Origin of the sequence: Caldicoprobacter sp. (assembly GCF_047459465.1) — a bacterium.
Classification (GTDB): Bacteria; Bacillota; Clostridia; order Caldicoprobacterales; family Caldicoprobacteraceae; genus Caldicoprobacter.
Genome location: NZ_VSCO01000098.1, coordinates 1 through 6,887, shown reverse-complemented (window position 1 = coordinate 6,887; position 6,887 = coordinate 1). Strand labels below are relative to the sequence as shown.

The 6,887-nt window shown below is 44.3% G+C and carries 5 protein-coding genes; all 5 read left to right on the top strand.

Features of this window, described 5'->3' with window-relative positions:
- Window positions 1–130: 130 nt before the first annotated feature.
- Window positions 131–2,206, top strand: a complete 2,076-nt coding sequence (locus tag FWJ59_RS06925) for an efflux RND transporter permease subunit (protein WP_414481225.1) — start codon at window positions 131–133, stop codon at window positions 2,204–2,206.
- Window positions 2,207–2,248: 42 nt separating this feature from the next.
- Window positions 2,249–4,222 (top strand): hypothetical protein, encoded by a 1,974-nt coding sequence (locus FWJ59_RS06920; RefSeq protein WP_414481224.1) that lies wholly within the window; start codon window positions 2,249–2,251, stop codon window positions 4,220–4,222.
- 298 nt (window positions 4,223–4,520) lie between these two features.
- Window positions 4,521–6,191, top strand: coding sequence for an MBL fold metallo-hydrolase (locus tag FWJ59_RS06915; protein ID WP_025746992.1), 1,671 nt, complete (start codon window positions 4,521–4,523; stop codon window positions 6,189–6,191).
- Window positions 6,192–6,324: 133 nt separating this feature from the next.
- A complete protein-coding gene (locus tag FWJ59_RS06910) occupies window positions 6,325–6,450 on the top strand; it encodes a hypothetical protein (protein WP_318249376.1) in 126 nt (41 codons plus the stop codon).
- Between the two features lie 297 nt (window positions 6,451–6,747).
- The coding region (locus FWJ59_RS06905; RefSeq protein ID WP_414481226.1) for an energy-coupling factor ABC transporter permease at window positions 6,748–6,887 on the top strand (140 nt) is incomplete at its 3' end.

Sequence of the window (6,887 nt, the reverse complement as noted above, 5' to 3'; positions counted from 1 at the left end):
TAAAAAACCCATTTTTTGCTTGACAAACGCTTTTTTAAGCGTTATATTTAAACATGCATATTAAACATTTGTTTAACACAAGTGTTTGTCTCGGACTTTTTGATGCATATTTACGAGGGGAGATATCATCATGGTGGCATTTAGCAGGTTTGTAGTAAGGCACAGGAAGGTCGTGCTAGTGCTGTTCTTGATCCTATTGATCCCTTCCGTTTTAGGCATGTTTTTAACGCGACAGAATTACGACATATTATCCTATATGCCCGGATATTTGAATTCCCGGCAAGGAGAAGAGATCCTGGAAGAGAACTTCAACCTTTCGGGACAGGCTTTCCTGGTGGTTAAGGACAGGGAAATGTGGGAAGTAAAGGATATAAAGTCCCGCATTGAGGCTGTTGATGGGGTTAAAGATGTAATATGGGTTGACGACTTTGAGGATATAATTTTGCCAATGGAGTTTATGAACCCTGATATCCGAGAAAACTTCTTTTCGGGCAGATCCACCATTTTGCAGATTCAGTTTGTCGACAATGCCAGGTCTGAGTCCACAATGCGGGCAATAAATGAGATAAGGAAAATCATAGACAGGGATATGCTGTTTGGCGGAGAACCTGTCATCATGAATGACCTCAAGGTCATAACTTCAAAGGAAATGGTATATTACATGGTCATTGCTGTAATATCTATATACCTCATCCTCTCGGCTTCCATGACCTCGTTCATTGAACCGCTTCTGTTTCTCGTTTCAATAGGAATTGCCATTTTGCTGAATATGGGTACCAACATTATAAAAGGCGAAATATCCTTTATAACGGCCTCTATAGCTGCCGTTATGCAGCTGGGCGTGTCCATGGATTATTCCATTTTCCTGCTACATAGGTTTGAAGAGGAAAGGCAAAAGCATCCCAATATAGATGATGCCATGGTTGCAGCCATGTCAAGGACAGGAGTGCCGGTGATGGGCAGTGCCCTTACCACCATTGCAGGGTTTGTGGCGCTGATGTTTATGAAGAACGGCATAGGCCGCGACTTGGGGTTTGTCCTTGCCAAGGGAATAATATTCAGCCTTCTGATGAATATTACTGTTCTTCCTTGCCTGATCCTGATGTTTAGCAAATATGCAGACAGGCACAGGCATCAACCCATCATTCCTACCTTTAAACGGGTTTCTCGATGGATTGTTAGGTTCAGATGGGTTTTCCTTGTCATAATAATAGTCCTGGCTGTGCCTTCATTTCTAGCACAGCGAAATCTCCAGTATTACTACAGCATAGAGCATTATTTGCCCGAGAATTCGCGGGCTGCGGTAGATACCGATAAGATTAGGGAAAGCTTTATGAATACCGAAGTTGTATATGTCGTGATTCCCGATGAAGGAGCAATAAAGGAAAAGGAATTGATAAACAGGATTGAGGTTATAGATGCGGTGGATTCGGTAGCCGCTTTATCCCAGCAGGTTGATGTAACCATACCAGAAAACTTTATTCCCGGCGATATAAGGGAAAGATACGTAAAAGGAAATTACAGGTATTTTGAGGTGCGCCTGCTGACTCCTGCGGATGACCCGCGGACGTTTGAAGCGGTTGACCGTATAAGGGAAGCCGCTGGAGAGGTGTTTGACGAATATTATGTAACGGGGTCGCCAGCACTGACAAGGGATCTGGCTGGTCTGGTGGAGGCAGATAACAGGATGGTCTCCATAATATCCATAGGCCTGATATTGGCCATCATAGGTTTCAGCTATATGTCGCTTTCTCTTCCGTTTTTGCTCGTGCTGGTGATTGAAATGGCCATATGGATAAACTTAAGCATACCGTATTTTCAGGGGATCACCGTCTCATCCTTGACGCCGATAGTTATAGGAGCCATTCAGCTGGGAGCCACAGTGGACTATGCCATTTTGTTTACCAGCCGTTACAAGGAAAACCGTGAAAGGATAAAGGATAGGCTGGAGGCCATAAGGCAAACGATAGAGGATACCGGCCGTTCTGTATTAACCAGCGCTCTGACCATGATAGCTGCCACGCTCGGCATTGCATTGATTGCCAGCATAAAGGCAACGGGAGAGCTGACCATGATGATTGGAAGGGGTGCGGCTATAAGCATGGCGGTGATCTTTCTCGGGCTGCCTTCTGTATTTTTGATATTTGACAGGCTGATCGGCTGGACCACAAAAAGCTGGGCAAGAGCTGGGAAAGCCAGTAAATAGGTTTTAAGGGTATGTAAACAAACGTGTAAGGGGTGAGTATTTATGAACATGAAGAAGATGTTATCAAGAGCACTGCTGTTTTCGGTTGTACTTTGCTTCGTATTGATGCCAATGGGTACGACCTATGCTTATAGAGGTTTAAAAGTAGCATTGGCCCAACCATCTGACAAAAATGCGGATGATGGTTCAGGCTTTGTTTCTAAAGATGAGACTGTTTACGTGATTTTGGACCATGACGGTAAGGTGCTGGAGCAAAGGGTTGTCAACCGCATTTATGGGAAAGGAGAGATAAAAGAGATACGGGATTATGGCCAGTATAGCTCGGTCAGAAACATGGAAACTTCAGCTGAACCGAAGGTTCAGGACGGGCAGATAGTATGGGATGGTCAGTTGCTGAAAAAAGGCGACATATATTATGAGGGGATAACCGATAAGGAACTGCCCATTGAAGTATCAATAAGGTATTTCTTGGACGGTAGAGAGGTTGATGCACAGAGCCTGGTGGGCAAGAGCGGCAATTTGAGGATTGAGATAGGAATTAAAAACAAGCTGAAGGTGACACAGCCCATAACCTATGAGAGCTATGAAAAGGGCAGCATATCTAAAGAGTATGAGCACTATGTACCTTTCCTGGTACAGGTGTCTTATCCCGTTGACCTCAACATATTTTCTGATGTAAAAGCCGACGAGGCAGTGAAGGTTGTAACCGGTAGGACCATGAACTTGAGCTTTGCCACGTTTCCGTACCCTGATGCCAAAGTGACCTTTGAGATGAGGGGCAGCAACATAGAGCTTAAGCCCTTAACGTTTACGGTTATTCCGCAAGTGCCGCCTGTGCCGGATGTCGACATGGAAGATGAACTGAAGAAAATGCTGGATGGCGTGCGGGAGATCCGCGATGGATTGAAGCAGTTTGGCGCTGCTACGCAGCCTCTGGCGAGCGGCGGCAAGCAGATGGCTGAGGGCAAACAGGCGCTTGAGCGAGGGATTTCTGCTCTTGTTGCAGGAAGCGATGAATTAGATGAAAGCTCAGATGAGTTGATAGCAGGCTTTGATGTCAGCGTTCAGGGCTTTAATGAGTTAAAGGATGGGGTGACAAAGCTGGCCGAGGGTTTAAATGAAGTGGCTGCCGGGATGAATAGATTGGCCGGTTCTGCGGGGGAAGTGTCTTCTGCTGTAAATTCTCTGGCGCAGGCTGCCAGCCAGCTACAGGATGCTGCCAATGGTTGGGCACAGAACATGGCGCCTGGACTGTTACAGCTTGTAAATATAAACGAGGAAATGTTGACTATAGCCCAAAAGCTGGTGCAGGAACAGCCTGAAGGTTCTGATTTGTATAAACTGGGACAGATGGTCATTAAGCAAAACAGGCTTATAGAGAGTATGGGTGGCCCAGAAAGCATTATAAACAGTGGCGCGCAGCTTTTAGGGGCAATAAATGGGGTGAAAGAAGCGGTAGATAAATTAAAAGAAGGGTTGGACAGCCAGTTCATTCCTGGAATTCAGGCCATAAACGATTCAATTGCCAGTTTGGCATCTGGTGCTAAGGCTACCCTTGATGGAATGGAAGAATACCAAAAAGGGCAAACGGCTTACAGGCAAGGTCTTGTAAAGTATGTTGAGGGAGTGGGGGACGTTGCTGATGGCTTGGATGCCTTGAGCGGAAATTTAACCAGGATGTTCACGGGAATGGATTCTTTGGTCAAGGTTTTGGAAAAGATGGATGAGGGCTTAAGTGCGATGGATTCGCAGGGCCTTTCCGAAATGGAAGAGGGGATTATACAAGCAATTGACGACATGCGCTTTGCCAAGGCATTGAAACAGCGAATGGAGGAGCTGGCTGACGGCTACAGGTCCTTTATGGATAACGAAAGAAACAAGAACAGCAGCGTCCAGTTTATCATGAGAACCAGAGAAATAGCGTATGAAGAGGAGGCAAAAGAAGCGCAAGATGTTCAGGATATCCAGCCCAAGATGAATTTATGGGAACGCTTGCTCGATTTGCTCGGTCTATAGAAAATTTACCATCTTTGAAGGAATTTTCGAGTTTTTATCGAATATACAATATGGTAGGGGACCTGCGATTAGCTATGAAATGTAAATGCTTGTAAAGTATTATTGGCTTTGAAGTAAGTGTTTCAAGATGCTTTGAGAGATATAAAAGATACTTTGTGAGAGATAGATGCAGTAGAAGGACGAGATTTGTAAAATGAGCCCTTTGGATTTTATGACAAGCTAAAATTTTGCAAGAAAGGAGGAGTGGCGCAGAAGGCTCTGTTTTAAGGGGTCTTCTGCGTTACTGTATAATTAGATGATAAAAATAAGGTTTTTAGGCGCGGTAGATGGGGTAACGGGGTCATGCCATGTAATCGAGTTTAATGATAAGCTTATACTGCTTGACTGTGGCCTGTATCAGGGGAAGGATGAGGAGCTGAACTATGCGGAATTTGAGTTCAATCCGGCTGACATCGACTATTTATTTTTAAGCCACAGCCATATAGACCACAGCGGAAGAATTCCCTTGCTGGTCAAGAAGGGCTTTAAGGGAACCATATATTGTTCAAAGCCCACCTATGATTTGTGCGAGGTTATGTTGCTTGACAGTGCACACATTCAGGAAGCCGAGGCGGAATGGAAAAACAGGAAAGCAAAGCGTTCGGGCAAGCCGCTGGTTGACCCGCTTTATACCCAAGCCGATGTACACGACAGCCTGAGATTTTTTAAGCCGGTACTGTATGGCCAGATCGTTAAGGTGGATGACGATTTGACAGTGAGGTTCAGCGATGCCGGGCATATACTGGGTTCTTCCATAATCGAGATGTGGTTTAAAGATGAGAATGAGGTGATCAAGATTGTCTACTCAGGAGACCTGGGCATGAAGGAAAAGCCTTTGCTGAAGGACCCGGCAGCGATCGATAGCGCAGATTATGTTATAATGGAGTCAACGTATGGGGACAGAGAACACAAGGACGTTGAGCAAGCGGAACAGCAGCTGATCGACATAATACTGAAAACTGCTGAGAGGGGAGGCAGTGTCATCATACCCTCTTTTGCGGTGGGCAGAACCCAGGAGATAATATATCACCTGAACAAGTATTATGACAAAAAATTGAGTGAAGCGGGGGAAAGGGAAAATAGATTGAGGAAAATACCAGTATATGTAGACAGCCCACTTGCCATAAAGGCGACCGAAGTATTCGCTCGCAATGCCCATGTGTTTGACGAGGAAGCAAGGGATTATCTGATGAAGGGAGATAATCCGCTGTATTTTGAAAATCTCCATTTTATTCAAAGCGTTGAGGAATCTAAAATGCTCAATTTCTCCAATGAACCCAAGATAATCATCTCGTCCAGCGGCATGTGTGAGGCAGGACGAATTAAACACCATCTGAAACATAATCTGTGGAAAAAGGAGTGCAGCGTGGTATTTGTTGGATATCAGGCTGAGGGTACCCTTGGAAGGAGAATTTTGGATGGCGCCAAAGAGGTCAAGATACTGGGAGAGGATATTCGTGTAAACGCTGAGATATATGATGTGGAAGGTTTTTCTAGCCACGCCGATAAAAAAGGGTTGATAAACTGGCTCAAAAATTTTAGCGAGAAACCCAAAAAGGTGTTTTTAGTACACGGGGAGTCTGAAGCCAAGGAAGGGCTTGCAAAAGAGATAAATGATATTTTAGGAATCGAATGCCTAATTCCGGCTTACAATACGGCCTACGAAGTAAGAGGCAAGGCCGAGGTGAAAGAGATAGATGTTGCGGGTAGAGAAGAGTTAGAGGTTTCAGGACAGGTTGAAAGAGTATATATAGAAAAGCTGAAGAATGAGATTGTGAATATAAGGCACCTGATTGAAAATGCCTTAAAGCTCATCGAAGAGTATCTAAACAGCGATAACGTGGATATGGAAAAGTACAGAAAGATCAACAACAGTTTACTGGAGATAGAAAGCAAAGTCATGGACCTTACCATATTGAGTGGAAGGTAGGGCGAGAAAAAGAAGTTTTTTCTGTAGCAAGTCTGGTCGATGGTACAGGAAGCCACCACCTCCATAGGTAGGTGATAGTTCACATTGCTAATTGTGGTTAATGAATTATAAAAGAAAAACCTGGTAATTGTCTATGCAAAAGAGGTTTGAGCTTGTCAAATCAATGTTTAAGGCTGATGGTGGAGAGAATCATCGCAAGCTTGTCATTGGAGAGGGTGGACACCGTTTTTATGCGCAGATGCTGCCTGGCCAGTCATGAATGCCTACATAAATCAAGATTAGGGTGTATATAACCTTCTGTATGAAGATAATGCAAGAAGCCGCTGGACAATTGAAGACTAAATCAAATCTGGATTAAAATAGTTAAAGTGGGGCCTTGACAGCATGTGGTAAGTTATGATAAGTTTTATTTAAAATTGAAACCATGAAGGTTTCAGAGAGGCATATCAAAAATTTTGTTTAAATTGAGCCCATGAAGGGAAACCCATGAAGGGTTATAGAGATGTTGAGTATTGCCTTTTATGGGTTATTTTATTTTTTTTAAGGAGTTGGTGCTATGCATATGGCTGATGCCTTGATTTCACCGGCCGTTGGTGGAACCATGCTGGCAGCTACTGCTGGAATTGCGGCTTATTCCGCTAAAAAGGTTCAAAATGATATGGATGAGAGCAAAATTCCTCTGATGGGAGTTATGGG

Coding starts and splice junctions, on each gene's coding strand:
- FWJ59_RS06925 (WP_414481225.1), top strand. CDS start 131: ATGGTGGCATTTAGCAGGTTTGTAGTAAGGCACAGGAAGGTCGTGCTA.
- FWJ59_RS06920 (WP_414481224.1), top strand. CDS start 2,249: ATGAACATGAAGAAGATGTTATCAAGAGCACTGCTGTTTTCGGTTGTA.
- FWJ59_RS06910 (WP_318249376.1), top strand. CDS start 6,325: ATGCAAAAGAGGTTTGAGCTTGTCAAATCAATGTTTAAGGCTGATGGT.